This window comes from Vibrio sp. 1F253 (genome assembly GCF_041439295.1).
GTDB classification, from domain to species: domain Bacteria; phylum Pseudomonadota; class Gammaproteobacteria; order Enterobacterales; family Vibrionaceae; genus Vibrio; species Vibrio tasmaniensis_A.
Genome location: NZ_JBGONU010000007.1, coordinates 20,918 through 47,306, shown reverse-complemented (window position 1 = coordinate 47,306; position 26,389 = coordinate 20,918). Strand labels below are relative to the sequence as shown.

The following is a 26,389-nucleotide window of genomic DNA, read 5'->3' as shown; positions in this document are numbered from 1 at the left end:
ACAGGCATTGGTAGTAGCAAGGAATAATTAGAATAAGTATGGCGATTAAGCAAATTCTGTTCGCAAGTCTATTGGCCACTAGTGTGGCTGCGAACGGAGCACAAAACTTTGTAGTTCAAGATATCAAGATCGAAGGTTTACAGCGTGTTGCACTTGGTGCAGCTCTACTGAAAATGCCAGTACGTATTGGCGATGAAGTGGATGACGGCGATGTATCTGAGATCATTCGTGCACTGTATGCTTCAGGCAACTTTGAGGACGTTAAAGTCCTTCGCGATGATGATGTTTTAGTTGTTCAAGTCAAAGAACGACCGACCATCGCAAGCATCTCATTCTCAGGTAACAAGGCGATCAAAGAAGAACAACTTCAGCAGAACCTAGATGCATCTGGTGTTCGTGAAGGTGAAGCCCTTGACCGTACTACACTGAGTAACATTGAGAAGGGCCTTGAAGATTTTTACTACAGTGTTGGTAAATACAACGCGACAGTGAAAGCCGTAGTGACGCCTCTGCCTCGTAACCGTTCTGACCTTAAGTTTGTGTTTACTGAGGGCGTGTCCGCTAAGATTCAGCAAATTAACTTTATCGGTAACGAAGTTTTCTCTGACGCAGATCTACTTAGTCGTTTCAACTTGAACGTTGATGTTGCATGGTGGAATTTCCTTGCGGATGAAAAATACCAGAAGCAAGTATTAGCCGGTGACATCGAAGCGTTGAAATCTTACTACCTTGACCGTGGTTACCTTAAGTTTAAGGTAGATTCGACTCAGGTTGCGATCTCTCCTGATAAGAAAGGTGTTTACATCACGCTAGGCCTAGACGAAGGCGAAGCTTATACCGTTAAAGATGTCTCTTTCCGTGGTGAGCTTATCGGCCGCGAGGCTGACTTCGAAGCGTTAGTGCCATTCGAAGATGGCGATACATATAACGGTTCTTCTGTAACGTCTTTAGAAGAGAGCGTGAAACGAATTCTAGGCGAATCTGGCTATGCGTACCCACAAGTTCGTACGATTCCTGAATTTGACGATGAGACCAAAGAAGTGTCGTTGGTTATCAATGTAGAAGCGGGCAGCCGTATCTACGTTCGTGATATTCGATTCACGGGTAACAACTCAACGAAAGATGAAGTTCTGCGTCGTGAAATGCGTCAAATGGAAGGCAGCTGGCTGAACTCCAAGTCGATTGATACAGGTAAGAGCCGCCTTAACCGTTTAGGCTTTTTTGAAACGGTTGATGTGCAAACGGTACGTGTTCCTGGCAGTGAAGACCAAGTGGATCTGGTTTACAACGTTAAGGAAGCGAACTCGGGTAGCGTCAACTTCGGTGTTGGCTACGGTACTGAATCGGGTGTCAGCTTCCAGGTTGGTTTACAGCAAGATAACTTTGCAGGTTCTGGTAACCGTGTTGGCGTAAGTGCCATGATGAACGATTACCAAAAGAATGTGAGTTTAGACTACCGCGACCCATACTGGAACCTTGATGGCGTGAGTATGGGTGGCAAAATCTTCTACAACGAATTTGAAGCCTCTGAAGCGGGTATTGTCGATTATACCAACCAAAGTTATGGTACGAGCTTAACATGGGGTTTCCCTATGGATGAGCTGAACCGTCTCGAGTTTGGTTTTGGTTATACGCACAACAAGATCGGTAACGTTCCTACCTATATTCAAGTTGAACAGTTTGCGAGAAGTATTGACCAATACGGTGATGAGCATATCTTAACCGATGACTTCGATATCAATATCTCTTGGACGCGCAACAACCTTAACCGTGGCTTCTTCCCTACTGAAGGAAACCACCAACGTGCTTTCGCGAAAATGACAGTACCTGGTTCGGATGCTAAATACTTCAAAGCGCAATACGATGTAAAACATTACATTCCGTTGACTAAAAAGCATGAGTTCACACTATTGATGCGTGGTCGATTAGGCTATGGTAACGGTTATGGTCAAACGGATGGTAATGATAACTTGTTCCCATTCTACGAAAACTACTACGCGGGTGGTTTTACAACACTACGTGGTTTTGGTTCTAACTCAGCTGGTCCAAAAGCTGTTTACGGAAATAGCACGGGCAACAACCCGACGTACAATTCTGCAACCGATGATTCGGTTGGTGGTAATGCGGTTGCTTTGGCTAGCGTAGAGTTAATCGTACCAACACCGTTTGCTTCTGATGAAGCGCGCAGTCAGATTCGAACTAGCGTGTTCTTCGATATGGCAAGTGTATGGGATACCGAATTCGTAGACCGTGGCGCACCGAATAGCGGTCAACAGTACTACTACGATTACTCTGACCCAACAAATTACCGTTCATCTTATGGTGCCGCTCTTCAGTGGATGTCACCGATGGGACCATTGGTTTTCTCTCTAGCGAAACCAATCAAAATCTACGAAGGCGATGACGAAGAATTCTTCACATTCACCATTGGTAGAACTTTCTAATCTTTAAAGGACAATATTTTGAAAAATATGATTAAAGCAGCAGGTTTAGGCCTTGTAGTTCTTAGCTCTTCTTTCTTTGCAACAGCGGCTGAAGCTGCGCAAAAAGTGGGCTATGTAAATACTGCACAAGTATTCCAGGCTCTACCTCAGCGTGAAGTTGTTCTTCAAAAAATGCAGGAAGAGTTCAAAGATAAAGCTGCTGAGCTTCAAAGTATCCAAGCTGAAGCTAAGACTAAGATTGAAAAGCTTAAGCGTGATGGTGAGCTATTAGGGCCTGATGAAGTAGAGAAACTTCGTATTGAAGTCGGCCAACTAGACAGCAAATACAAAATCAAAGCTCAAGCACTAGAAAAAGCAAGCCAACGTCGTGAAGCACAAGAGAAGCAGAAGCTATTCAAAGTAATTCAAGATGCTGTAACTAAAGTTGCAGAGAAAGAAGGCTACGACATGATCGTTGATATTCAAGCTCTGCAGTACGGCAAGCCAGAATACAACATCTCTGAAAAAGTAATTAAATCACTGAAATAAGTTTTATGAAGAATCTGACCTTAGCCGAATTGGCAACGATTACCGGTGGAGAGCTACACGGAGACGGCACAGTTACCGTTTCAGCAGTCGCTCCTATGGATAAAGCGCAAGAAGGAAATATTACGTTCCTTTCGAACGTGAAGTACAGCAAGCACCTTGGTGACTGTAAAGCATCCGCTATTATGGTTAAAGAGAGCGAGCGTGAACTGTGTAAGACCAACGTTATTGTGGTCAACGACCCTTATGTTGCTTTTGCTAAGGTTGCTCAAGCGCTTGATACCACGCCAGCGCCAGCTGTGGGTATTGCTGATTCTGCTTCAATTTCAGGTGACGCGACCATTGGACAAAATGTGTCTATTGGTGCCAATGCTGTGATTGAAACTGGTGTAGTGCTTGGTGATGACGTCGTTATAGGTGCTGGTTGCTTTATTGGTCAAAATGCAAAAATTGGCGCAGGCACTAAGCTTTGGGCTAACGTAAGTGTTTACCATGAAGTTGTGATTGGCGAAGCATGTTTGATTCAATCTAGTACAGTGATTGGATCCGATGGTTTTGGTTATGCGAATGAGAAAGGCGAGTGGGTTAAGATCCCGCAAGTCGGTTCAGTTCGTGTTGGTAACCGCGTAGAAATCGGCGCGTGTACTACCGTTGACCGTGGCGCATTAGATGACACTATTATTGAAGATAACGTTATCTTAGATAACCAACTTCAGATAGCTCATAATGTTCACATCGGATATGGTTCTGCTATTGCAGGTGGTACTATCATTGCCGGCAGCACAACGATAGGTAAGTACTGTATTATTGGTGGCGGTTGTGTGATTAATGGTCATATAGAAATCGTTGACGGCGTTACAATCACCGGTATGGGGATGGTAATGCGCAGTATCACCGAAAAAGGCATGTACTCTTCAGGTATTCCTTTGCAGCCAAATAAAGATTGGCGTAAAACAGCAACGCGAGTTCATCGTATTGATGAAATGAACAAGCGTTTGAAAACCGTTGAAAAACTTATCGAGAACAGCGCGGAATCATAATTCCAGCATTTCTAATAAAAGGCTCGCGTACAGCGAGTCTTTTTCGTTTATAATCCTTCTCATTAAATAAAGAATATACATAGGAATACGACTTTGACTACTGAACAGACAACGATGAACATTACTGAAATTCAGGAACTATTACCTCATCGCTACCCATTCTTAATGGTTGATCGTGTGACTAGCTTTGAAAAAGAAAAAACACTGACTGCGATTAAGAATGTTTCTGTTAACGAACCTCAGTTCACAGGCCACTTCCCACAACTTCCTGTATTCCCAGGTGTGTTGATCTTAGAAGCAATGGCGCAAGCAACAGGTCTTCTAGCATTTAAATCTTTTGGTGCTCCTTCTGGTAATGAGCTTTACTATTTTGCTAGCGTAGATAAAGCGAAGTTCCGCAAGCCAGTAGTGCCTGGTGACCAATTGGTTATCGAAGTTGAGTTCTTAAAAGAACGTCGTGGCATTGCATCGTTCAACGGTGTAGCGAAAGTTGACGGCGTAGTTGTATGTTCAGCTGAACTTAAATGTGCTCGTAGAGAGTTTTAATATGATTCATGAAACAGCGAAAATTCACCCGGCAGCAGTAATCGAAGGTGATGTAACTATCGGTGCTAACGTGACGGTTGGTCCTTTCACTTACATTGCTGGTAACGTGACAATTGGTGACGACACTGAAGTGATGTCGCATGTTGTGATCAAAGGTCACACGACAATTGGTAAGCAAAACCGAATCTTCCCACACGCAGTGATTGGAGAAGAAAACCAAGATAAGAAATACGGTGGTGAAGATACGACTGTTGTGATCGGTGACCGTAATGTGATTCGTGAAGCAGTTCAGATCCACCGTGGTACAACTCAAGACAAAGCGACCACTGTGATTGGCGATGACAACTTACTTTGTGTAAATGCTCACGTAGCGCATGATGTAATCGTTGGAAACCACACTCACATTGGTAACAACGCTATCCTTGGCGGTCACGTGACGGTTGGCGATTACGCCGGTGTAATGGCATTGTCTGCGATTCATCCGTTCTGTTCAATTGGCGCTTATGCGTACATTGGCGGTTGTTCTGCGGTTGTTCAAGATGTACTTCCTTACGTACTTGCCCAAGGTAACCACGCAGCGCCATTTGGTTTGAACCTAGTGGGTTTGAAGCGTAACGGATTTGAAAAACCAGAAATTCGAGCATTACAGAAAGCGTACAAAGAGTTATACCGTTCAGGAAAAACACTTGAAGAAGCGAAAGCCGCTTTAGTTGAAATGGCGAAAGAGTTTGCTTCGGTAACTCCTATGTTAGAAATGCTAGAGAGCTCTGAGCGCGGTATTATTCGTTAATACTTGATGTGGTTATGTACCAATCAATATGAGTATGACAATAGTTACCTCGTTAGATTGGTATAACAAAAAGATCGCTACTCGTTAGGCGATCTTTTTTGTTTTAGGCAAGAAGGGAATTAGAAAACTATGGCACAGCAAGAAGCAGCAACCAATAGCTTGGACTTTGTTTCGAATGAACCTCTGCGTGTAGGTATCGTTGTCGGAGAACTCTCTGGTGACACGCTTGGCGAAGGCTTTATTAAAGCGATCAAATCACAATATCCGAATGCTGAGTTCGTGGGTATTGGCGGACCAAAAATGAAGGCGCTTGGTTGTGAGTCTCTTTTCGAAATGGAAGAGCTTGCCGTGATGGGGCTTGTAGAAGTGCTTGGTCGTTTACCTCGCTTGCTAAAAGTGAAAGCGGAGCTAGTTAAGTATTTTACTCAAAACCCGCCAGATGTCTTCGTCGGTATCGATGCGCCAGACTTTAATCTAAGACTTGAATTAGATCTTAAGAACGCGGGCATTAAGACTGTTCATTATGTCAGCCCTTCAGTCTGGGCATGGCGTCCAAAGCGTATCTTTAAAATCGACAAAGCAACCGATTTGGTACTGGCTTTCTTACCATTCGAAAAAGCGTTTTATGATAAATATAACGTTGCTTGTGAATTCGTTGGCCACACGTTGGCTGATACAATTCCACTGGAGCCGAATAAGAAAGAGGCTCGCGATCTTTTGGGTTTAGATCAAGATAAGCCGTGGTTAGCGGTATTGCCAGGTAGCCGTGGTGGTGAAATGAGTTTGATTGCTCAACCATTTATCGAAACTTGTCAGCGTATTAAGCAAAAGTACCCTGATATCAATTTTGTTGTTGCATTGGTTAATGAACAGCGCAAGAAACAGTTTACAGAGATCTGGCAATCGACGGCACCTGAACTTGAATTTACCTTGGTAGAAGATACGGCTACCAATGTGATTACTGCTGCTGATTCTGTTTTGTTAGCTTCTGGTACTGTTGCTCTTGAGTGTATGTTGCTGAAACGCCCAATGGTCGTTGGCTACAAGGTCAACAAGCTCACTGGCTATATCGTTAAGAAATTGTCGATCACAGAATTTGTCTCGTTACCGAATATCCTAGCGGGTGAAGAAATCGTAAAAGAACACATTCTTGAAGAGTGTCACCCAGATTACCTTTTCCCATCGGTCGATAAGATGCTTTCAACTGACAACGCGCCACTTATTGAACGCTTTACTGAAATGCATCACTGGATTCGTAAAGATGCTGATAAACAGGCAGCTAACGCAGTTCTGAAATTGATCGGTCGAGAGTGTGTTGAATCATAAAGTGCTTCTTTCAAAAGCATTTGCTTAAAAGTTACAAAGAGAATTGTCATGGCAGTAAAAGAGAAAAAAGAATTTCCTCCTTTTGAGTATCCTCAAGGCTACCAGTTATTCGCTGGTGTTGATGAAGTGGGGCGTGGGCCGTTAGTTGGTGATGTAGTTACCGCCGCGGTTATCCTCGATCCGAATAACCCAATCGAAGGCTTGAACGATTCCAAAAAACTTTCTGAGAAAAAGCGCCTTGCTCTGCTTCCTGAAATTAAAGAGAAAGCCTTGGCATGGTCTGTGGGTCGTTGTTCCCCACAAGAAATTGATGAGTTGAATATCTTACAAGCGACTATGGTAGCTATGCAGCGTGCTATTGCCGGGCTGAGTGTTCAACCTGATATGGCGCTAATAGATGGAAATCGAGTCCCTGAGCTACCGATGGCCGGTCTGGCTATTGTGAAAGGGGATTTACGGGTGGCTGAAATCAGCGCAGCGTCTATCATCGCTAAAGTGGTTCGTGACCAAGAGATGGAAGAACTTGATAAGCTTCATCCAGAGTTTGGTTTTGCTAAACATAAAGGTTACCCGACAAAAGCGCATTTTGAAGCGATTGAAAAACATGGCGTAACCGAGCATTACCGTAAAAGCTTTAAGCCAGTAAAACGTATTCTTGGCATAGATTAGAGCGAATTGAATAAGCTCTATATAGATTAGAGCTTTACGTAAACTAGAGCTTAGCATCGAATAAAGTTGCTTAGTGGCGCTAGAAAAAAATAGAATACACACAGTTGTAATCCTAGGCTCAAACCTAGAACTCAGGAAAAATAATGTCAGATCCAAAATTTGTTCACCTACGCGTACACAGTGACTTTTCGATGGTGGATGGCCTATCCAAGGTGCCACCATTAGTTAAAAAAGTCGCTGAAATGGGTATGCCTGCTCTAGCATTGACCGACTTTACCAACCTGTGCGGTTTGGTGAAATTCTACGGTACTGCTCATGGGTGTGGGGTTAAACCAATTATTGGTGCTGACTTCTTGATGCAGTCTCCTGATTTTGGCGATGAATTGACAAAACTCACCGTTATTGCAACGAATAATAAAGGCTACAACAACCTAACGTTATTAATATCAAGAGCTTACCTTCGTGGCCATGTGCAGCATCAGCCTGTTATTGATAAAGAGTGGCTGATTGAACATGCGGAAGGCCTGATTCTTTTATCGGGTGCAAAAGAAGGTGAGATTGGTAAAGCGTTGCTGAAAGGCAATAGAGAGTTGGTTGCAAGCAGCGTTGAGTTTTACAAAACACATTTCGCAGACCGTTTTTATCTGGAGCTCATTCGAACTGGACGTACGGACGAAGAGTCTTATCTGCACTTTGCGCTGGAATTAGCCGAGCAAGAAGACCTGCCTGTTGTCGCGACTAATGAAGTGGTCTTCATTTCCGAAGACTTGTTTGACGCTCATGAAATCCGTGTGGCGATTCACGACGGCTTTACCATGGTTGATCCACGTCGACCGAAAAACTACAGTCCACAACAGTACCTCCGTAGCGAAGAAGAGATGTGTGAGTTGTTCTCAGATATCCCTGAAGCATTAGAGAACAGTGTTGAGATCGCTAAGCGTTGTAACGTGACTGTACGTTTAGGGGAGTACTTCTTACCTAACTTCCCGACGGAAGGTTTAGCGATTGAAGACTTCCTGATCAAAAAATCAGAAGAAGGTCTTGAGCGACGTTTAGCATTCTTGTTTCCTGATGAAAAAGTCAGAGCTGAACGCAGGCCTGAATACGATGAGCGACTTAAAATCGAGCTAGAAGTAGTTAATAACATGGGTTTCCCAGGTTACTTCTTGATCGTAATGGAGTTCATCCAGTGGTCAAAAGATAACGATGTACCAGTAGGCCCAGGTCGTGGTTCTGGTGCTGGTTCTTTGGTGGCTTACGCGCTTGATATCACCGATCTTGATCCACTTGAATATGACTTGCTGTTCGAACGTTTCTTGAACCCAGAACGTGTATCCATGCCCGATTTCGATATCGATTTCTGTATGGATAAACGTGACCAAGTTATTGACCACGTAGCTGAAATGTACGGCCGTGATGCCGTTTCTCAGATCATCACCTTCGGTACTATGGCGGCAAAAGCGGTAATCCGCGACGTTGGCCGTGTATTAGGCCACCCATTTGGCTTCGTTGACCGTATTTCTAAGCTAGTTCCGCCTGATCCGGGTATGACGCTAGAGAAAGCATTCCTCGCTGAGCCTGCATTGCCTGAACTCTACGACGGCGATGAAGAAGTTCGTGAGCTGATTGATAAATGTCGAATTCTAGAAGGTTGTACGCGAAACGCAGGTAAACACGCAGGTGGTGTTGTAATCTCACCGACCACGATTACTGACTTTGCACCTATCTATGCCGATGCGGAAGGTAACTTCCCAGTAACGCAATTCGATAAGAATGACGTAGAAACTGCTGGCTTGGTTAAGTTTGACTTCTTGGGGCTGCGTACACTGACGATCATTGACTGGGCATTAGGCCTAGTAAACCCTCGCTTAGCGAAAGAGGGGAAAGATCCGGTTCGTATCGAGTCGATTCCTCTGGATGATCAAGCGTCATTTAACTTATTACAAAATTCTGAAACGACGGCGGTATTCCAGCTGGAATCCCGCGGTATGAAAGACCTGATCAAGCGTCTACAGCCCGACTGTTTTGAAGATATCATCGCATTGGTGGCCTTGTTCCGTCCGGGCCCTCTGCAATCAGGCATGGTAGATAACTTTATCGACCGTAAACACGGACGAGAGGCGGTCTCTTACCCTGATGAAACGTGGCAACACGAATCGCTTAAAGAGACACTAGAACCGACTTACGGCATCATCCTGTATCAAGAACAGGTAATGCAAATCGCACAAATCCTTGCTGGCTATACGCTTGGCGGAGCCGATATGCTGCGTCGTGCGATGGGTAAGAAAAAGCCAGAAGAGATGGCAAAGCAGCGCGGTACCTTCAAAGAAGGTGCTGAAGCCAATGGTGTTGATGGCGAACTGTCCATGAAGATCTTTGACTTGGTAGAGAAATTTGCAGGCTACGGCTTTAACAAATCTCACTCGGCTGCATACGCACTGGTTTCTTATCAAACACTGTGGTTGAAAACACACTACCCTGCGGAATTCATGGCGGCAGTAATGACCGCGGATATGGATAACACCGAGAAGGTTATTGGCCTTGTCGATGAGTGTTTCCGTATGAAGCTCAAGCTCCTTCCACCTGACATCAACTCGGGCCTCTACCGCTTTAATGTGGATGAAGATGGCGCAATTGTTTATGGCATCGGTGCAATTAAAGGGGTGGGTGAAGGCCCAATTGAAGCCATTATCGAAGCGCGTAACAAAGGTGGTTACTTTAAAGACTTATTCGATTTCTGTGCACGTCTTGATCTGAAGAAGGTCAACAAACGTGTTATCGAAAAGTTGATTCTATCCGGAGCCTTAGATAGATTAGGTCCTCACCGAGCTGCGATGATGGCATCTTTGAAAGATGCGGTTAAGGCAGCAAGCCAACATCACCATGCTGAGTCGTTCGGTCAGTCTGATATGTTTGGTGTGTTGACCGACGCTCCGGAAGAGGTTGAACACAAGTATACTCAAGTGCCTAAATGGCCTGAAAAGGTTTGGCTAGAAGGTGAACGCGAAACGCTTGGTTTGTATTTAACGGGTCACCCGGTGAATGCTTACATTAAAGAACTTGCGAAATACACCAGCTGTCGCTTGAAAGATGCGACGCCGACTCGTCGTGACCAATCCTTAACGATTGCAGGTTTGGTCATTGCGGCTAGGGTCATGACCACGAAGCGTGGTACTCGAATCGGTTTGATGACTCTTGATGACCGATCGGGTCGGATGGAAGTGATGTTGTTCTCTGATGCGCTCGATCGCTACGCAGAATTGCTCGAAAAAGACAAAATTGTGGTTGTTTCTGGACAGGTCAGCTTTGATGATTTCAATGGTGGGCTTAAAATGTCCGCGCGCGAGGTCATGGACTTAGGAAGCGCCCGTGAGAAATATGCTCGTGGGGTGTCGATATCTATCGAGCAATCCCAAATTAACGGTCAATTTTTTGAACGCTTTGGTCAAATCTTAGAACCTTATAGAGCCGGAACGGTCCCAGTCAATGTATACTACCAACGTGCCGACGCTAGAGCGCGGTTAACATTGGGCACAGAATGGCGTGTGACGCCAAGTGATACATTACTAGACGAATTAAAACAGCTGCTTGGAAATAGCCAAGTAGAACTCGAATTTAACTAAAATTTAGCTCCGTAACTGCGGAGCTGAATCAACAAGGATTCATAGATGAGCCTGAACTTTCTAGAATTTGAAAAGCCTATCGCTGAACTTGAAGCAAAAATCGAAGCGCTACGTGACGTTTCGCGTCACGGTGGTGACACAGCGGTAGATCTAGACAAAGAAATTGAACAACTAGAGAAAAAAAGCTTAGAGCTTAAACAGAAAATCTTTAGTGACTTAGGTGCATGGCAGGTGGCTCAACTTGCTCGTCACCCTCAACGTCCTTACACCAAAGATTACCTGGAGCATGCCTTCACAGAGTTTGAAGAGATGGCGGGCGATCGCGCTTACGCTGACGACAAAGCAATTGTGGGTGGTATGGCTCGTCTAAATGGTCGTCCTGTTATGGTTATTGGTCACCAGAAAGGTCGTGAGACTAAAGAGAAAGTGATCCGTAACTTTGGTATGCCAAAGCCAGAAGGTTACCGTAAGGCACTTCGCCTAATGGAAACGGCTGAGCGTTTCAATATGCCAATCATTACTTTCATCGACACTGCGGGTGCATACCCAGGTGTTGGTGCAGAAGAGCGTGGTCAATCTGAAGCTATCGCTAAGAACCTAAAAGTGATGGCAGGCCTTTCAGTTCCGGTTATCTGTAACGTTGTAGGTGAAGGCGGTTCTGGTGGTGCACTAGCGATTGGTGTTGGTGATTACGTGAACATGCTTCAGTACTCTACGTACTCAGTAATCTCTCCAGAAGGTTGTGCTTCAATCTTATGGCGTGATTCAGATAAAGCGCCACAAGCTGCTGAAGCGATGGGCCTAGTAGCTCCTCGCCTTAAAGAGCTTGAGCTTATCGATGAAATCATCCCTGAGCCTCTAGGTGGCGCGCACCGCGATCCAATACAGACAGCTCAGAACATGAAAGACATGTTAGTTAAGCAGTTAGAAGAGCTAGAGCAATTTGATAACGAAGCACTTCTAGAGCGTCGTTACCAGCGTCTAATGAGCTACGGTTACTGCTGATAAGCGACCTTAGCAAGGTGTAAGACCTGCTTTCCGTAACAAGTTGATGAAAGGGTTGGACTCAGTGCCAACCCTTTTTTATTATTAAAACATTCTCCTTTCTCATTAGTACACACGGCTCACTAACCCCATGACTCACTTAATCGAAACCTTCACATCTGTACTTCATCAAAGCGCACTCAAGCCTAGTCGATTGATCGTGGCTTTCAGTGGCGGTGTTGATTCTCGAGTTTTGTTAGAGTTAGCAGCGCAGTACGCGCAAACGCATGGCATTGAGTGCTGCGCGGTGCACGTTCATCACGGTCTCAGTAAGAATGCTGATCTTTGGGCTGAGCAATGCCAAACATGGTGTGATGCTTTGTCGGTTTCGTTAGCAGTAGAAAGGGTCTCGTTGGATATCAACTGTGGTGAGAGCGTTGAAAAGCTTGCTCGAGATGCTCGATACCAAGCTTTTCAGCAGCACATCAGACAGGGCGATGTGCTTGTTACGGGTCAACACATTGACGATCAACTTGAAACCTTCTTGCTTGCGTTAAAACGTGGCAGTGGTCCGAAAGGACTCTCTTCAATGGCGAAAGTGATGTCGTTTGGCGAAGCGTTTATTGTGAGACCTTTGCTGTCAGTGACTCGATCAGACATCGAAGCGTCGGCTCATGATATGGGATTAACTTGGGTCGAAGATGAGAGTAATCAGGATCTGCGCTTTGATCGAAATTTCATTCGTCATCAAGTCACTCCGACGTTGACTGAGCGCTGGCCTAGCTTTCGAGAATCGGTCTGTCGCAGTGCTCAATTATGTGCAGAACAAGAGTCGCTACTCGACGAACTGCTTGAGTCTCACTTACAACAAGCTTTGGGAGGCTGTAACAGTAAGAGCCAGAGCTTAAGCATTGATTCGTTATCTCAGCATTCTGATTTGTTACGAGCACGTTTGATCAGAATGTGGATCAGCCATTGCAATCAACCGATGCCAAGCCAAAAGCAGCTAAAACTTATTTGGGATGAAGTGGCTTGTGCTCAGGCAGATGCCAATCCTAAGCTGGTGTTGAATGATGTTGAGATTAGGCGCTTTAACAATCAGCTCTATTTGGTACAAGACACCAAAGATTTGTCGAACTGGGAAAGTGAAATCTTGATTGATGAGAATTTATTATTGCCTGATGGTTTAGGTGAGATCCATTTGAAAGCGGTGTCGAGTGGTAGTGCATCTCATAACCGAGACGTACAACGTTTTTCCCTCACTAAAGCCAACGGAACCTTGCGAGTGATCTTTAACCCTGAAGGAGTGTCAGCTCACCCAGTTGGACGCGGCCACAGTAGAAAACTCAAGAAGCTTTTTCAGGAATACCAAGTACCCAGCTGGTTAAGACGTAGAACGCCGATATTAATGGATGGCGATCGAGTGATCGCTGTTTTAGGCCTATTCGTAGATAAAAACTACGAAGGTCAAGATTGTGAAGCGCTTTGGAGCAAGTAGAAAAAGTTTGTGTCACAATTCACCGTCACTTTAATAAAAATAATTAATGGAATATGCAATGAAGAAAATTACACTAGGATTAGTTCTTGGATTTGGACTATTGAGTGGTAACGCTCTGGCGGGTGATGTTGCTGCGGGTCAAGCTAAAGCGGCAATCTGTGCGGCTTGTCATGGCGCAGACGGTATCGCAATGATCCCAGGATATCCAAATCTTAAAGGCCAAAACGAGCAATACATCGCTTCATCAATTAAGGCATATAAGAACGGCCAGCGCACCGGCGGTTTGGCGGCTGTAATGCAGGCTCAGGCTTCAATGCTGAGTGATGAAGATATTGCTAATCTAGCTGCTTACTACTCAAGCCTTAAGTAAAACCTTCTTAAAGCGCTGATTAAACAAGATGATAAATTTCGAGCCAGAGCTTTAATGCTCTGGCTTTTTTCATTGAATGTTTACTATAGCTAACCGATAATGAGCTATTCGCACAGTTTAAGGGATGAACATGAAAAAGATTGAAGCCATTATCAAGCCATTCAAACTTGATGATGTACGTGAAGCACTTGCAGAAGTGGGTATTACGGGTATGACAGTATCTGAAGTTAAAGGCTTTGGACGTCAAAAAGGTCATACTGAGCTATACCGTGGCGCAGAGTACATGGTCGATTTTTTACCTAAAGTGAAATTGGAAATTGTTGTGACCGACGAAGTGGCTGACCAATGTGTTGATACCATTATCGAAACGGCTCAAACAGGTAAAATTGGTGACGGTAAGATCTTCATTACTGAAGTTGAACGTGTGGTACGTATTCGTACTGGCGAAGAAGACGAAGACGCCGTATAAAAAAACTATTACCTTAAAAGGAGCGTTTATCGCTCCTTTTTCATTTCTGGTAGGGTGCTGTATGTTTAAGAAAACCATCATTGTTATCACGCTATTGATAACGCTTGCTGTTGTTAGCTTTCATATTATCTTCGTGATCCCGAATAAACCCAATTTGATCACTTCTTCTCAAAATACTAGCAACGATATCTACAGCTGCTACCAAAACTCAGCCCCGAAAGCGATTGATGTGTCTGATGGCCTAGACATTACCGTGTGGAATATCTATAAGCAAAACCGAAATAATTGGCAAAGTGAGTTAAATCAGCTGTCAGCCGGTAGCGATTTAGTTTTGCTGCAAGAAGCGAGTATGACAGAAGGGCTTCGCCAATGGGTAACGAGTGGTCAATGGGGAAGTACTCGAGTGAATGCATTTGAAGCTTTTGAACAAAGTGCAGGCGTACTCAACCTAGCGACGCATCTACCGATTGAAGCTTGTGCTTATACTCATGAAGAACCTTGGCTTCAATTACCTAAATCTGCACTTTGGTCTCGCTATCTGCTAAGTAATGGCGAAGAACTGGCTGTGATTAATATCCATGCGGTGAACTTTACCTTTGGTACGGAAGATTATGAGGCTCAGCTCAAGAGCTTAACCGACAATCTCCAAAAGTATCGTGGGCCTGTTATTTTTGCTGGGGATTTTAACAGTTGGAGTGAAGCTCGCTTTGCTGTATTGAAAGATGCGTTGGAACAGGTAGGTTTGACGGAAGTTGCTTTTGAACCAGATAACCGTACACAGTTTATGACAGGGTTGGTGCTCGATCATGTGTTCTATCGAGGGTTAGAAGTAGACAAAGCAAAGGCGCCCATTACGGACGCCTCTGATCATAACCCTATGCGAGTGACCTTTAAGGCTAAATAGAAGAAACTATCTAGCCTATTAGCCTATTAGTCATTGGATCTTAGCTATTCACCATTCACACTGTGGTTACTTTGGGTAATAAGCAGGGGAATAAATAGGCTAGTGAATTTTCGCTAGCCTTGTTTTTATCTATTCAGCTTAAAAGATTAAAATGTAGAGAGCCCAGATTAGGTAATAGCCAACCCATGGCAAACCAGAGATGACCAGTGCCTGACCACGCTCAAACTCCGTCCAAGTTAATACTGCTGCATAACCCAATACAATGTACCAAGGCAACAAGAGTGGTAATGAGCTGGCAAATTGCGACCAATCATTGGTTAGTGGCAACTTGATTAAGCCGTTTAAGCTGTTCAAGTCGGCCGCGTAGCTCATCACATGCCCGTGCTTGAGTATCAGGCTTGCGTAGCTTGCTACATCGCCTAGAACGGCAGGGAATATCACTACCGATGCGGCTGCAAACCATCGCCAAAAGCTATGTTGGTGTTGGCTTGGCTTTGTTGCTAAGTTAAACCAAAATGCCAACAGAATGATGGTTAACGTACGGCCGAATACATCACTGATGATTTCACTCGCGAGTAGAGTATTACTGTCAAGTAACGCCAATTGGTCAGGGTTTGTTTGAGCCAGTTGCTGTGACAACTCAGCGCTTAACCATGCAAAATCTACATTCGAAAAATAGGCTCCCCAAAATAAGAATGGGCTGAGCATTAATACGACGTAGGGTTGCCATCCCCAAGCACTTCGTTGATAAAGCGCTAAGAAACACGCTGTTGGTGAACGGAATATATCCAACAGCATGACGAGTGGGTTACTTGACGGGTTCATACACTTACCTTAGTTACATCAACATACAGCTTCAGTTTTTGTCCTGGCTGTAGGTATTTCTTGTTCTGCAAAGCGTTCCATTTTACAACATCTGCGCTTTTTACTTTGAACTTTGATGCAATACCGCTGACTGTGTCACCTGATCTTACGTTATAAAAGACAGTTCGGATGATGGCACCGTCTGAACTATTCTTCCAAATGACCAGTTCTTGACCAATTCTAAGAGTGTCACGTGGTCCCATGCCATTCCACTTAGCCAGTGATTGGTGAGATACCTTATTTGCGCGCGCAATCGTCCATAGGCTATCACCACTTTTTACGGTATGGCTAAGCTTATATTGACCACGACTCTTTGACTGTGTGCTTGCTAGGCGATTTGAAGCGCTTAGTGCGTATGTCTTATCGTCTTTGGTTGATGTTGGAATAAATAGGTGCTGACCAACACGAATATTATTGTTGCTCAAACCGTTTGCAGAGCGGATCACTTTGCTGGTGGTGTTGTATTTACTCGCCAGTACGCTGATGCTATCGCCAGATTGCACTTTATAGCGCACCAACTTCATGCCTTTGCCTTTATTGGCTGCCACTTCTTTGTTGAACTTCTCAACAGAGCTTAGAGGAAGCAATAATTGTTGGTGTTTCTCTGGTGCCGTTGCCCACTGGTTATAAGCCGGGTTGTAGCCTTGCAGCTCTTTGACAGGAATGTCGGCGTAGCTTGCGGCAATGGCTAAATCAAGTTGTTCATTTGGGTTAACCAGAGTCAGTACTGCCTTGTTCGGGATCGCAGGGATATCGATGCCATACTTTTCTTGGTTGGCAATCACGTCGGCCAGTGCAAGTAGCTTAGGTACATAGCTGCTGGTCTCTTTTGGTAAGTCTAGAGAGAAGAAGTCGATTGGCTTACCCAGCTTCTTGTTCTTACGGATTGCGCTGTTCACACGACCACCGCCACTGTTGTAGGCAGCGATTGCGTGTTGCCAGTTCCCATCAAAACGTTTGTTCAGGTCGGTTAAGAAATCCAATGCAGCGTCGGTTGAAGCGGCTACGTCACGGCGGCCATCGTACCAGAAGTTTTGTTCTAGTCCGTAAGCTTTGCCAGTACCCGAAATGAACTGCCATAGTCCAGCAGCGCTACCGTGAGAATAAGCAAATGCATCAAACGAGCTTTCAACGACGGGCAACAGGGCCAGCTCTAAAGGCAAGTCTCTTTCTTCAATCTTAGTTGTGATCAAGTAAAGGAAAGGTTCAGCGCGTTTTGATACAGTTTTTAGATGACCAGGGTGCTTGAGGTACCAAGTGCGGTAGTAGTCGACTTTCTTTTGGTCCGGCACTTCCATTTCAAGTTGCATCGCAATACGTTTCCAAACATCTTGCTGTGTTTGTGGAGTAACGACGGGTGTTTCAACTTTTGGTTGTTCTTGGATCGCTCCCGATGAAACGTTCGCTTGAGAAACTTCTTTAGTAGGGGAGGTGTTGGTTTGCTCGGAAGCTTGGTCTGGATTCTCTGACTGAGTTAATTGGCAACCAGAAAGTAGTAGTACCAAAGCCCAGCTGTACTTAACTCGCATGTTACAGCCTTTTTAATAAACGGCCGATGATAATACTTGCCACTCCCTATGAGTGACAAGCCTGTATTTGTTAAAATTCGTTCTTCCACGCACGTAAAGCGGTAAAAACCGATAAAGGATCGGTCTGCTCAGTACGATTAGATACTGATTTCACTACACTTGGTTCTGTGTAGCGTAAGAAGGGGTTAATAAACTTTTCTTGTCTTAAATTTGTGGGGATGGTCGACTTATTTTGGGCTCGAAGCCGATTCACTTGGTCGCGGTATTGTTGCAAATGTTGGTTGTCAGGCTCAACAGCCAGTGCAAAAGCGATATTGGCTGCCGTGTATTCATGAGCACAGTAAACCTCGGTTTCTTGTGGGAGTGCTGTGATCTTGTTCAATGCATCAAACATCTGCTGTGGTGTGCCTTCCATGATTCGCCCACAACCAGCTGAAAACAGTACATCGCCACAAAACAGTTTGGCATCACCAACATAACCAATGTGCCCAGCGGTGTGCCCACTAAGCCCTAGCACGAGGAATACTTCGCCAAACAGCTCTAATTGGTCACCGTCATCAACGGGATGCGTTAAGGTCGGGATAGGTTCATTTTTGGGGCCAACGACATCCACGCCAGGGAATTGTCTTACCAACTCTGGCACGCCACCAATGTGATCGTGGTGGTGGTGCGTAATCAAGATTGCATCTAAAGTTAGCTCATGGTGTGCTAAGTACTCTAATACTGGAGCTGCATCACCAGGGTCGACAACAGCACAACGGCGATCGCTATTTTGAATCAGCCAGATGTAATTGTCGTTAAATGCAGGTATGCTTTTGATATGTAACATTATTGGTTCTCCAGTCACTTTTAGTGAGACAGAATAAGTGAGACAGATTATTGATGAAGCCAGCACGTAGCAGAAAGAAGTTTGAGCGTCCTTATACTTGGGCACAATTGCACAATGGGGACTGGTTGAGAGAATCTATTCAAACTCGACTCGATGAGTGGTGCCCAAAACTATTTGGTTACCATATGCTCAAACTTGGTGGCCTCAGCAGTGAGATTTCTAGCTGCACATGCAACATTCAACATCAAGTAAACCTAGATATCCAGAACCCATTACATAATGTGATAGCAGATGGTTATAATTTACCCTTTTTAGAGAAAAGCTTTGATGTTGTGGTGCTGAGTCATCAGTTAGATTATAGCAACGACCCACACCGGCTATTGAGAGAAGTCGACCGAGTAATGATGGACGATGGCTATATTATTATCACCGGCTTTAACCCTTTTAGTGTGACTGGGCTTGCCAGTTTGATGCCTTGGCGAAAGAACAGCTTGCCATGGAGTGGGCGTATGTATACGCCAAACCGAATTAAAGATTGGCTAGGCGTACTTAATTATGAAGTGATTCATTGTGACACCTACGCGTTGTTCCCTATGAGTAAATACCAAGCGATGTGGACGTGGTTGGAGAACAGCTTAGGCAGCTGCGCATCGTTCGCTGGTAGCCAATACTTTATTGTTGCTCGTAAACGTACTTATCCACTTAAGCCTATCAAGCCACATTGGCACCTTAAGCGACGCTTCTCTCCTGTAGGAGCCAGTTTTAGAACCAATACGCGTCGCACCTTGGACTCCGCTAAAACTTCGTATCCGTTAAAAGCAGAAAAAGCCGACTCATAGTCGGCTTTCCATTGCTATATCTGTTTTAGATACTGACATTTCCTTTAAGAAAATGATCAGCTTGGCTGATAGCCCGTATCTTCTTGGGTCGGGTTTTCAGCTGCACTTCGAGCTAAATCATCACACATTTCATTTTCTCGGTGCCCCGCGTGCCCCTTAACCCAGCGCCAATCAACGCTATGGCGCGCCGTCTCTTTGTCGAGTCTTTGCCACAGGTCTGCGTTTTTAACGGGCTTTTTATCGGCTGTTTTCCAATCGCGCTTTTTCCAGTTGTGAATCCACTGGGTGATACCTTGACGCACGTATTGGCTATCTGTGGTCAGAATGACAGAGCAAGGCTCTTTGAGGGCTTGGAGAGCCACAACAGCGGCGAGCATTTCCATGCGGTTATTGGTGGTTAAGGTGAAACCTTCGGCTAACGTCTTCTCTACTTTTTTGTAGCGAAGTACGATGCCGTAGCCGCCAGGACCTGGGTTGCCTAAACAAGAACCATCAGTGAAAATTTCAACTTGTTTCGTCATGATTTGATACTATTACCTCAAGCACATTATCGGCATAGTCTGACACAGTTATCCTTATGAATACCAGTAGCACTCCAGAACAAAGCACGAACGAAAAAAACAGTTCGAATGAAAACAAACGCATCGTTGTACTCGATACCGAAACCACCGGTATGAATACAGAGGGTGGCCCCCACTATATGGGACATCGCATCGTTGAAATTGGTGCAGTAGAGATCATCAACCGTAGGCTGACTGGGCGTCACTTTCACGTCTATATCAAGCCCGATCGTGCGATTCAAGAAGAGGCAATTGGCGTTCACGGTATTACCGATGAATTCTTGATTGATAAACCAGAATACCAAGACATACATAAAGAGTTTCTCGACTTTATTAAAGGTGCGGAGCTGGTGGCTCATAACGCGCCCTTCGATACGGGCTTTATGGATTATGAGTTTGAGAAACTTAACCCTGCGATAGGTAAAACGGATGACTACTGTAAAGTTACCGATACCTTGGCGATGGCGAAGAAGATATTCCCAGGGAAAAGAAACAATCTAGATATCTTATGTGACCGTTATGGTATTGATAACTCACACCGTACTCTTCACGGCGCATTGCTCGATGCGGAGATTCTAGCTGACGTCTACTTATTGATGACAGGTGGGCAAACTTCGCTGCAATTTAACGCTGGCCAACAAGAAGGTGAAGGCGAAAGCATACGAAGAGCAGAAAGTGGTCGAAAATCCCTAAAGGTTTTGCGAGCTACGGCCGATGAAGTAGAAGCGCATCAAAGTCGTTTAGACCTCGTCGAGAAAAGCGGAAGCTGCCTCTGGCGTCAGTAGGGAGAAAGTATGTTAAGGGTATTGGCTACAGGTTGTTTATTGCTGTTGAGCTTTGGCTTACACGCAGCAACAGAATCTGTAATGAGTTTATTGGATAATCGCTTTCGAGTTGATCCCAGTATCGAGCAAGTTACTTTTGTGATCTATCGAGCCGATAATTCTAAACCCGTCGTCTTGGTTCGTCCTGATGGCAAGAAGTATCATGCTTTGCGTCACGGTGATAATGTCCGTTGGTACCAAGAATCGTCAATGGATATTATCTCTATCGACAATCCGATGCCGGGTCCTTGGCAAGCGGTAGGTAAAGTATCACCTAAAAATAATATCAAACTCTTATCTCATCTGGTTTTAGACGCCAATGATTTTCCGGATAAGCTGTATCAAACAGAACACATAAAATTTACTGCCCGTTTGACTTCAGACGGTAAGCCGCTTGTGTTGCGGGACTTTCTCGACAGAGTAAAACTTAAGGTTACTTTTACTAAGTTTGTTGAAAATGAAGAATCGTTAGTGAGAGAAGCGCGACCAATTCCGGTAGTGATGGGGGAGTTTGCCGATGATGGCGTTGATCTTGACGAAAAAGCGGGAGATGGTGTGTTCACGGTGTCGTTACCAATGGACATTGAGCCTGGTAAATATCGAGCTCGAATTACTTCTGGTAATGGTGTGTTCCTGCGAGCACAAGAGCAAGAGGTCTTGGTTTATCCAACGCCAATCACCACCACCTTCATTCAGTCTCGCAAAGAAGGTTTATCTCATACTGTAGTGGCATCTGGCGAACCAGGTATGATTGCACCGAGCTCGTTAGCAGCTCACGTTGAGTATAAAGCCCCTGACGGGTATGTGATGTATAAGCAAGGCCAAGCCGAAGCGGATGCGATGAAAGTATCTTTATCGTTGCCTTATAATGATGATTTGGGAATTTACACTTGGTCGGGGATAGTTTATGCCACCGATGCGTCAAGCCAGCGTCCACTGATCTTCCCGATTACCGAGCAGTCGTACAGCGTTGTTCAAGAGATAGACCTAGCAGAATCTCGACGTCTTCAAGAGGAAGCTCTTGCTGAGCAGAAACGTATTGCTGAAAAATTAATGATTCTTCAAAAAAGAGAAGATGACAGGCAGCGCAGCATAATGATTATAGCGGTAGGTAATGTGGCTGCGATTTTATTGGGCTTACTGATTTGGTTTGTAATACGTAAAATCACAGCGAAGAAGAGAGCGTTACCCGAGATGCAGCTCAAGGCACCTAAGTAACTCGTCTGCATTCCTAGAGTTGTCTTGAGGTTGTTGTCTTGAGTGAGTAAACCTCGGGACAACAAACCTCGAGAGACTAAACTTAGATAGAGCAAGCCTCGAGAGAGTAAGCATTAAAATTTGTGACAATGAAGTGATGAATAAAAAAACGGGACTCATAGGAGTCCCGTTTTTGTTTCTGTCTCTGACCTTAAGCGACGTTATCAATCGATTGTTCTGGGTACTGAGTCTTTGCTGCAAGCTCCTCTGGTGAGAAGTCATCAACGTTAATTGTGTACAGTCTATGTTCCTCAGCGCTAATCAGAAGATTTGCTTCTTCTTGCGTTAAGATACCTTTCTCAAGTCCCAGCTGAGCGACAAGGTCGAGTCGTAAGAAAGCACGTTTTTGATGTGTTTCTTTACAAACCTTATCAAACAGAGGTTCAGCTTGAAGAATCACTTCTAGCGCTTTTTCAATCTTGCCTACAGGGTTGTATTCCGTTGCTTCCAAGTATTGGCCACGGCCGATACGAGAGCGTGTTTCGCTTGGTGTTTGTAGGATGTGCGCGACTTGGCTATCCAGTTTATCGTTTGGTGCACGACGGATACGGCCAAATGGCATTAACACAACGCGAAGTAGTCGACCAATCACAGGGTTAGGGAAATTCGCCAAGAACTCATCAATCGCGACTTCAGTTTGACGCAAGCTGTCTTGCATACCCCAATGGACTAATGGGAGATCTTCAGCATGGCTACCTTCGCTTTCAAAGCGCTTAAGTGTTGCTGAACCTAGGTAGAGTTGACTCAGGATATCCCCTAGTCTTGCTGATAGGCGCTCTCTGCGTTTCAGTGAGCCGCCTAATACAGCCATTGAAATATCAGACAGTAGCGCTAGGTTAGCACTGTAGCGGTTCAGCTGTTGGTAGTAACGCTGTGTCTGCTTATCCGTTTTATTGGATGGTGTTGGAGCATCTGAACCACGACCGTCGGTTAAACCAAACCACAAGCTGCGGACTAGGTTACTCATAGTGAAGCTAACGTGTCCTGCTAATGCTGAATCAAACTTATCAAGTGCATCGCTGCTTTCCGAATAAGCCGCTTCCATTTCGTTCAGAACATAAGGGTGGCAGCGAATCGCGCCTTGACCATAGATGATCATTGAACGAGTCAGGATGTTTGCGCCTTCAACCGTAATTGCAATTGGTGAGCCTTGGTAACCACGAGCGAGGAAGTTCGATGGGCCTAAGCAAATGCCTTTACCGCCGACGATATCCATCGCATCGATGATGCTGCGTTGGCCACGGTGAGTACAGTGGTACTTCACGATTGCTGAGATAACCGAAGGCTTTTCACCAAGATCGATACCCGCAACCGTCAGGTTACTTGCTGCATCCATTACATAGGCGTTACCTGCTAGACGTGCCAGTGGCTCTTCAACCCCTTCCATGCGACCAATGGGTTGTTTGAATTGACGACGAATACGAGCGTAAGCACCAGTTGCTAATGCTGCAGATTTAATACCACCGGTTGAGTTTGAAGGCAGTGTGATACCACGACCAACCGACAGACATTCAACCAACATACGCCAGCCTTGTCCTGCCATTTTCTGGCCGCCGATGATGAAATCGATAGGCACGAAGATGTCATCACCTTGAGTCGGACCATTTTGGAAAGGCACGTTGAGTGGGAAGTGACGGTTACCAATCTCTACGCCTTTCAAATCGGTAGGGATAAGGGCACAGGTGATGCCAAGGTCTTGCTTGTCACCAAGCAGACCTTCTGGGTCTCTCAGTTTAAAGGCTAAGCCTAAAACGGTCGCAACAGGCGCTAGAGTGATGTAACGTTTGTTCCAAGTTAGGCGCATGCCCAATACTTCTTCGCCTTGCCATTCACCCTTACACACCACGCCGTAATCTGGAATTGAGCCAGCATCTGAGCCGGCTTCTGGGCTAGTTAAGGCAAAACAAGGGATCTCTTTACCTTCGGCTAGGCGAGGTAGGTAGTGGTTTCTTTGTTCTTCTGTACCATAGTGTTGCAATAGCTCACCGGGACCTAACGAATTAGGGACGCCAACGGTTGAGGATAATACGCTAGAAACACCCGTTAGCTTCTGTAGAACTAACGACTGAGCGTAAGCTGAGAATTCTAAACCGCCGTATTTTTTCTTGATGATCATGGCGAAGAATTTATGGTCTTTTAGGTACTGCCAAACTTCTGGTGGTAAATCAGCAAGCTCATGTGTTACTTGGTAATCATTGACCATTTCACACACTGTATTGACTGGGCCATCTAAAAACGCTTGTTCCGCCTCAGAAAGTTTCGGATCCGCAATGTTTTGAAGCTTCTTCCACTCAGGCTTGCCTTTGAACAGCTCTGCTTCCCACCATACTGTGCCTGCTTCCAATGCCTCTTTTTCCGTCTGAGACATTGCTGGTAGAACCTTCTTAAACAAAGAAAGTGCTTTTTGACTAATCAGGGTCTGGCGAATGGTAGGTACAGCAAAGATCGCAACCGCTAACAGGTAGCAAAGCCAGCCAGTAACAGCCACGCCGCCAAGCAGTGTTAATGCTACCATTGCGCCGGTTAACACAATTAACGCACGGACCAGACTAACTCTATGGTAAAGACAGACGCCTAAGATGGCTGTCATGCCGAGTAGGGAGAGCAATATGTTCATGATCGATTTCCTTTTCAGAGATCACTTATTGTTATTAAGTTTAGGTAAGAGGTCTAACCAGTCAAGTGTAAACAAAATATTAAATATTTGTAAAACTCCAAAGTGAATAAAAAGTGATCTCAATAGAGTTAAAGTTCTAATTGTGAGAGGTTGGTGGTGAATATTTGGGCGGATCGACAGTGAGAGGTTAATTAAGATGGCAATCTTTGGGCTTAAGTGTCGACACTATTTCATGTTTGTGGGTAAACTCAGTGATAAAGAGGGGAAAACCCTCAATTCTCATTTCACGCACTTTAAGTTGCGTCAAAAAACATAAGAGATAAGCCAAATGTACCAAGACCTAATCAAAAGTGAATTGAACGAAGCTGCTGACGTTCTGAACAAGTTCTTGAGTGATGACCATAACATTGCTCAAATTGAAGCTGCTGCAAAAATGATTGCAGATTCATTCAAGCAAGAAGGCAAAGTGCTTTCTTGTGGTAACGGTGGTTCACACTGTGATGCAATGCATTTCGCGGAAGAGCTAACAGGCCGATACCGTGAAAATCGTCCAGGTTTTGCTGGTATTGCGATTTCAGATCCGAGTCACCTGTCTTGCGTGAGTAACGACTTTGGCTACGACCACGTATTTTCTCGTTATGTAGAAGCCGTGGGTCGTAAAGGCGATGTGTTGTTTGGTTTGTCGACTTCAGGTAACTCTGGCAACATCCTAAAAGCGATTGAAGCTGCTCAAGCTAAAGGGATGAAAACCATTGCGCTGACCGGTAAAGATGGCGGTAAAATGGCAGGTTGTGCTGATATCGAAATCCGAGTCCCACACTTTGGCTACGCTGATCGCATCCAAGAGATCCACATTAAGATCATCCACATTGTGATTCAGCTTGTTGAAAAAGAAATGGAATAATAGTTTTACAGACATTTGGAGCCTAGGTTTGTGGCTCCATTGGTTTAAATAGGGAGTAGATTAAACCATGTGTGAATTGCTCGGTATGAGCGCGAATGTGCCAACTGATATTTGTTTTAGCTTTACTGGCCTTATGCAGCGTGGAGGCAACACTGGTCCACATCGTGATGGCTGGGGTATTACTTTCTATGAGGGGAAGGGTTTTCGTACATTTAAAGACCCTAATCCTAGTTGTGAATCAAAGATCGCTGAGCTGGTTCAAAACTACCCAATTAAGAGCCAAGCTGTTGTCAGTCATATCCGTCAAGCTAACCGCGGTGGCGTTAATCTAGAAAATACTCACCCTTTCACTCGTGAGCTTTGGGGACGATACTGGACCTTTGCTCACAATGGTCAACTAACGGATTATGATGATCTGATTAGTGGTCGATTCAGACCTGTCGGTGAGACGGACAGCGAACTCTCTTTCTGCTGGTTGTTGAAACAACTTGAAGACCGTTTTCCTGAACCTCCTCAAGATATGGAAGGTATGTTTCGCTTTGTCGCTGAGTGCTGTGACCAGTTACGAGAGAAAGGTGTTTTCAATATGTTGCTCAGTGACGGTGAGTACGTGATGAACTACTGTACGAACCATTTATACTGGATAACAAGACGAGCTCCTTTTGGTAACGCGAGCCTGATTGATGAAGATGTTGAGATTAACTTCCAAGAAGAGACCACGCCTAATGATGTGGTAACCGTCGTCGCAACTCAGCCTCTAACAGACAATGAAGAGTGGTTTAGAATGAAGCCGGGTGAATACGCGCTGTTTCATTTTGGAGAGTTAATTGGCAACAACCACCAAGCGTTGGAAGATGTCGCTTATGCTCCGAAGAAGGTGGCAAGCCAAGCGCCTACTGAACCATTGAGCTAATCTAGTCGATACTATTATTTGTCCTGATTAAAAAAGGCCGCTTACTGTACTAATAAGTCAGTGAG

General features: G+C 44.9%; 23 protein-coding genes. 18 read left to right on the top strand and 5 right to left on the bottom strand.

Annotated elements, in window-relative coordinates:
* Positions 1-38: 38 nt before the first annotated feature.
* From bamA to ACED28_RS05575, 13 genes are all read left to right on the top strand, one after another.
* Positions 39-2,444, top strand: a complete 2,406-nt coding sequence (gene bamA / locus ACED28_RS05635) for an outer membrane protein assembly factor BamA (RefSeq protein WP_012604598.1) — start codon at positions 39-41, stop codon at positions 2,442-2,444.
* A 27-nt stretch (positions 2,445-2,471) separates the two neighbouring features.
* Entirely contained in the window at positions 2,472-2,972 is a 501-nt protein-coding gene (locus ACED28_RS05630; RefSeq protein ID WP_009847410.1) for an OmpH family outer membrane protein, read from the top strand.
* A gap of 5 nt (positions 2,973-2,977) precedes the next feature.
* On the top strand, positions 2,978-4,009 hold the full coding sequence (gene lpxD / locus ACED28_RS05625) for a UDP-3-O-(3-hydroxymyristoyl)glucosamine N-acyltransferase (RefSeq protein WP_017100792.1): 1,032 nt from the start codon (positions 2,978-2,980) through the stop codon (positions 4,007-4,009).
* A gap of 93 nt (positions 4,010-4,102) precedes the next feature.
* Positions 4,103-4,555 (top strand): 3-hydroxyacyl-ACP dehydratase FabZ, encoded by a 453-nt coding sequence (gene fabZ / locus ACED28_RS05620; protein WP_009847408.1) that lies wholly within the window; start codon positions 4,103-4,105, stop codon positions 4,553-4,555.
* A gap of 1 nt (position 4,556) precedes the next feature.
* Positions 4,557-5,345, top strand: coding sequence for an acyl-ACP--UDP-N-acetylglucosamine O-acyltransferase (lpxA, locus tag ACED28_RS05615; RefSeq protein ID WP_009847407.1), 789 nt, complete (start codon positions 4,557-4,559; stop codon positions 5,343-5,345).
* A gap of 129 nt (positions 5,346-5,474) precedes the next feature.
* A complete protein-coding gene (gene lpxB, locus ACED28_RS05610) occupies positions 5,475-6,671 on the top strand; it encodes a lipid-A-disaccharide synthase (RefSeq protein WP_371708265.1) in 1,197 nt (398 codons plus the stop codon).
* 48 nt (positions 6,672-6,719) lie between these two features.
* Positions 6,720-7,340: a ribonuclease HII gene (gene rnhB / locus ACED28_RS05605; RefSeq protein WP_012604594.1), complete on the top strand. Its 621-nt coding sequence runs from the start codon at positions 6,720-6,722 to the stop codon at positions 7,338-7,340.
* Between the two features lie 143 nt (positions 7,341-7,483).
* Positions 7,484-10,963 carry a DNA polymerase III subunit alpha gene (gene dnaE / locus ACED28_RS05600; RefSeq protein WP_371709473.1) on the top strand — a complete coding sequence of 1,160 codons (3,480 nt, stop codon included), beginning with the start codon at positions 7,484-7,486 and terminating at the stop codon, positions 10,961-10,963.
* A 45-nt stretch (positions 10,964-11,008) separates the two neighbouring features.
* A complete protein-coding gene (gene accA, locus ACED28_RS05595) occupies positions 11,009-11,968 on the top strand; it encodes an acetyl-CoA carboxylase carboxyl transferase subunit alpha (protein ID WP_009847403.1) in 960 nt (319 codons plus the stop codon).
* Between the two features lie 130 nt (positions 11,969-12,098).
* On the top strand, positions 12,099-13,445 hold the full coding sequence (tilS, locus tag ACED28_RS05590) for a tRNA lysidine(34) synthetase TilS (protein WP_371709472.1): 1,347 nt from the start codon (positions 12,099-12,101) through the stop codon (positions 13,443-13,445).
* Positions 13,446-13,491: 46 nt separating this feature from the next.
* Positions 13,492-13,815, top strand: coding sequence for a cytochrome c (locus ACED28_RS05585; RefSeq protein ID WP_012604592.1), 324 nt, complete (start codon positions 13,492-13,494; stop codon positions 13,813-13,815).
* Positions 13,816-13,945: 130 nt separating this feature from the next.
* Positions 13,946-14,284: a nitrogen regulatory protein P-II gene (gene glnB / locus ACED28_RS05580; protein ID WP_017063373.1), complete on the top strand. Its 339-nt coding sequence runs from the start codon at positions 13,946-13,948 to the stop codon at positions 14,282-14,284.
* A gap of 61 nt (positions 14,285-14,345) precedes the next feature.
* A complete protein-coding gene (locus tag ACED28_RS05575) occupies positions 14,346-15,188 on the top strand; it encodes an endonuclease/exonuclease/phosphatase family protein (RefSeq protein WP_009847399.1) in 843 nt (280 codons plus the stop codon).
* 138 nt (positions 15,189-15,326) lie between these two features.
* Here the strand turns inward: ACED28_RS05575 and ACED28_RS05570 are convergent, their stop codons facing one another.
* The 3 genes from ACED28_RS05570 to gloB form a co-directional block, all read right to left on the bottom strand.
* A complete protein-coding gene (locus tag ACED28_RS05570) occupies positions 15,327-16,013 on the bottom strand; it encodes a YIP1 family protein (RefSeq protein ID WP_009847398.1) in 687 nt (228 codons plus the stop codon).
* Positions 16,010-17,581, bottom strand: coding sequence for a LysM peptidoglycan-binding domain-containing protein (locus ACED28_RS05565; RefSeq protein WP_017103656.1), 1,572 nt, complete (start codon positions 17,579-17,581; stop codon positions 16,010-16,012). The genes ACED28_RS05570 and ACED28_RS05565 overlap by 4 nt, the downstream gene beginning before the upstream one ends.
* Before the next feature lie 70 nt (positions 17,582-17,651).
* Positions 17,652-18,410 carry a hydroxyacylglutathione hydrolase gene (gene gloB / locus ACED28_RS05560; RefSeq protein WP_012604588.1) on the bottom strand — a complete coding sequence of 253 codons (759 nt, stop codon included), beginning with the start codon at positions 18,408-18,410 and terminating at the stop codon, positions 17,652-17,654.
* A gap of 53 nt (positions 18,411-18,463) precedes the next feature.
* On the opposite strand from gloB, the gene ACED28_RS05555 reads away from it, so the two are divergent.
* Positions 18,464-19,249 carry a class I SAM-dependent methyltransferase gene (locus ACED28_RS05555; protein ID WP_009847395.1) on the top strand — a complete coding sequence of 262 codons (786 nt, stop codon included), beginning with the start codon at positions 18,464-18,466 and terminating at the stop codon, positions 19,247-19,249.
* Between the two features lie 56 nt (positions 19,250-19,305).
* Here the strand turns inward: ACED28_RS05555 and rnhA are convergent, their stop codons facing one another.
* A complete protein-coding gene (gene rnhA / locus ACED28_RS05550) occupies positions 19,306-19,770 on the bottom strand; it encodes a ribonuclease HI (protein WP_009847394.1) in 465 nt (154 codons plus the stop codon).
* A gap of 56 nt (positions 19,771-19,826) precedes the next feature.
* Between rnhA and dnaQ the strand changes: the two genes are divergently transcribed.
* The gene (gene dnaQ / locus ACED28_RS05545; protein WP_009847393.1) at positions 19,827-20,594 is read left to right on the top strand and encodes a DNA polymerase III subunit epsilon; all 768 of its coding nucleotides are present in this window, start codon (positions 19,827-19,829) and stop codon (positions 20,592-20,594) included.
* Positions 20,595-20,603: 9 nt separating this feature from the next.
* Complete coding sequence (locus ACED28_RS05540) at positions 20,604-21,851, top strand: TIGR03503 family protein (protein ID WP_371709471.1); 1,248 nt, start codon at positions 20,604-20,606, stop codon at positions 21,849-21,851.
* 190 nt (positions 21,852-22,041) lie between these two features.
* On the opposite strand, the gene fadE is transcribed toward ACED28_RS05540, so the two are convergent.
* Positions 22,042-24,507 (bottom strand): acyl-CoA dehydrogenase FadE, encoded by a 2,466-nt coding sequence (gene fadE, locus ACED28_RS05535; RefSeq protein WP_371709470.1) that lies wholly within the window; start codon positions 24,505-24,507, stop codon positions 22,042-22,044.
* Between the two features lie 328 nt (positions 24,508-24,835).
* Between fadE and lpcA the strand changes: the two genes are divergently transcribed.
* Positions 24,836-25,411 carry a D-sedoheptulose 7-phosphate isomerase gene (lpcA, locus tag ACED28_RS05530; protein WP_009847390.1) on the top strand — a complete coding sequence of 192 codons (576 nt, stop codon included), beginning with the start codon at positions 24,836-24,838 and terminating at the stop codon, positions 25,409-25,411.
* Between the two features lie 67 nt (positions 25,412-25,478).
* Positions 25,479-26,324, top strand: coding sequence for a class II glutamine amidotransferase (locus ACED28_RS05525; protein ID WP_009847389.1), 846 nt, complete (start codon positions 25,479-25,481; stop codon positions 26,322-26,324).
* Positions 26,325-26,389 lie beyond the last annotated feature (65 nt).